Below are 2,631 nucleotides of genomic sequence, written 5' to 3' on the forward strand. Positions count from 1 at the left end.
ACCATCACATCAGCATAAGTCTGAAACGGTCCAGTTTTTCCATCGGAAGCGGTTAGGTCTTTCACCAAAGCCGCCTTATCTTTAGCAACCCTGATTCTGTTTCCAGCCATTCTCTTGGTGTCTAATTTTAATAAATCTTATGCACAATCCTAATCGCAAAAAGCTTAACGTGCGGTAATCTATTTATTATAGCAATTCTACGACTTTTCAGGTAAAAATATATGGGTTTGAGGGAGCAGGGAGCAGGGAGCAGGGAAGAGGGGGACACTCACCATATTAACCACACTCCCTACTCCCTCAAAAATTTTTTTTACAAAAATTAAAAAAATATGCTATAATATGCATTTTTTTGTGATATACTGAAATTGTGGAAAATAAAATCCACGGGAAGAGCCAGCCTTAGAGTTTTGCAAGGCTGCAGGCTGGCTCTGGGTTCCCCTTACAGGAGATAACTTAATATTATGTCTGATAGTCTACACCTATACCCATGGGTGGTGGTTCGGTTGTTACGACCGATGCCACCAGTTGTTTTCGCTCGGTTCGAGAACCCGGCTGATGCTAAGGCCTATGTGCAGGTACTGAAACTGCTGATGCCTGGTGCCAAGTTTCTACTTTTTTTTGTTCCCGTACCGTGACATGCAGGTCAATCACCGAGTCATTCCTTAGCACAGGCTTCGACGCTGTGAAATAGGGAATCGGGAGAGCGCTACCCTTAGCGTATGAAGTTAGAAGTTAGAAGTCAGAAGTAAGCTAGACTCACGTTTCGGAGTTTAGGAGCGATGCAGAGGTGTGCTTGGGGAGGCAGCGCTGCATCGCTGTATTAACTTGTGATTAGTTGCCAAAAGCCCCTCTGCTCCCTGCTCCCTGCTCCCTGCTCCCTGCTCCCTATTTCAACAGTTAATTTTACTTTTGTCGGACTACTTATCCTCTAAAATATATGTAGTCAAACAAACAAACCAACCATGGCTACCAGACATATACGCTTTGATTGGGCCATCAAAAGACTACTGCGCAATAAAGCCAATTATGTAGTCTTGGAAGGGTTTTTAAGCGAGTTATTACATACACAGATCAAAATCCAAACTCTTCTCGAAAGGGTCGGCAATCAACAGACAGAGGAAGATAAAAGCAACCGTGTCGATATTCTGGCGGAAACCGAAAACTCCGAGTTAGTCCTGATCGAAGTGCAAAACAACTCCCAACTCGATTATTTTCATCGGATGCTCTACGGTGTTTCCCAGCTAGTCACCGAATATCTTGAACAAGGGGAAGAGTACGGTAAAATTCGGAAAATCTACTCAGTGAATATCGTCTACTTTAACCTCGGTAAGGGAGATGACTATATTTATCGTCTGCGCTCGGAGTTCATGGGAGTGAATCAAGGAGATATCCTGGAACCTACCCTAGCTCAAGAAAGAAAATATACTATTGAAAAAGTAGCAGATATCTTTCCAGAATACTACCTGCTGAAAGTAAAGAACTTTAAGGGGACAGCGAAAAACCACCTAGACGAATGGATCTATTTTCTCAAAAACAGTGAGATCAAGGATGAATTTGGAGCATTAGGCATGGTGGAAGCCAAGGAAACCTTAAGAGTCAATAATCTCTCCGACCAAGAAAGAGCGGCATACAAGCGTTATATGGATAACAAAAGTTACGAAGCAAGTATCTTGAGTACCCAAGAATTTGAGGCGCAATGGCAAATCGAACAGATTGAACAGGCAAAAATTCGAGGTAGGGAAGAAGGAAAAAGAAGCTTACTATTAGGACAGTTGGAGCGCCGTTTCCCAGAAATAGCCTCACAACAAAGAGCAGCTATCTTTGGGTTGAATTCCCAGGAATTAGATAATTTAGCAGAGGCCATGTGGGATTTTCAGACTAGCGCTGATTTGCTTGACTGGCTACAGGAACATTCAGGGTTTGCTGAATAAGTCTGTACTCGGTGCAGGTAGTCGGTGCTAAATTCAAAATTCAAAATTCAAAATTCAGAATTCAAAATGAGTGAAGTAAGCCCAATTACGCACCGGACATTTGATTTTGCGGTACACGTCAGTTCGGGATAAGCTGCGTAGCAGCTTACCATCTCAGCTGTAACGGAATTAGTGACAGCGCCTACAGTTCCCTATCCCGTAAGTGTAGGCGCTAGCTGTCACAAAAATCGACTCAAATCAAACTCCTGTTGATCATTTGCTATAGATTCTTTCTTCTTATACCTCTCAGTATTTAAAAGTAACAAAAGTCGCTCCGAATAGTCTACTGCACCTCGCAACTCATTGCGCAAAATATCAAGCCCTCCATTCGCATACTCCTCAAAAATATAGATACGTTTTTCCTCAGACTCTTTATCGATAGAAGAAAGAATTTTAGTATCCTGAATCTCAGCGATCGCAATTAATTTAATTACTACCTCATATCCCCTTGAGACAAAAATTTCCAGTCCAATCGGACCAGGTTCTCGTTTAGAAATTACCTTCAGGGGCGATCGCTTTTTACGCTTTACTCCTAAAGCTGCTGCAAACACCATCACATCAGCATAAGTCTGAAACGGTCCAGTTTTTCCATCGGAAGCGGTTAGGTCTTTCACCAAAGCCGCCTTATCTTTAGCAACCCTGATTCTATTTCCAGCCATTG

The 2,631-nt window shown here is 42.6% G+C and carries 4 protein-coding genes; 2 read left to right on the forward strand and 2 right to left on the reverse strand.

Features of this window, described 5'->3' with window-relative positions:
* Positions 1-110 (reverse strand): DNA phosphorothioation-associated 4-like protein (locus tag F6K37_RS37705; RefSeq protein WP_502887811.1); only part of this gene is annotated, 110 nt, incomplete at its 3' end.
* Positions 111-461: 351 nt separating this feature from the next.
* On the opposite strand from F6K37_RS37705, the gene F6K37_RS37710 reads away from it, so the two are divergent.
* Positions 462-635, forward strand: coding sequence for a hypothetical protein (locus tag F6K37_RS37710; protein ID WP_193431461.1), 174 nt, complete (start codon positions 462-464; stop codon positions 633-635).
* 327 nt (positions 636-962) lie between these two features.
* A complete protein-coding gene (locus tag F6K37_RS37715; RefSeq protein ID WP_287256147.1) occupies positions 963-1,931 on the forward strand; it encodes an Rpn family recombination-promoting nuclease/putative transposase in 969 nt (322 codons plus the stop codon).
* A 218-nt stretch (positions 1,932-2,149) separates the two neighbouring features.
* On the opposite strand, the gene F6K37_RS37720 is transcribed toward F6K37_RS37715, so the two are convergent.
* A complete protein-coding gene (locus F6K37_RS37720; RefSeq protein ID WP_287256149.1) occupies positions 2,150-2,629 on the reverse strand; it encodes a DNA phosphorothioation-associated protein 4 in 480 nt (159 codons plus the stop codon).
* Positions 2,630-2,631: the final 2 nt, after the last annotated feature.

This window comes from Moorena sp. SIO4E2 (assembly GCF_010671945.1).
GTDB lineage: Bacteria > Cyanobacteriota > Cyanobacteriia > Cyanobacteriales > Coleofasciculaceae > Moorena > Moorena producens.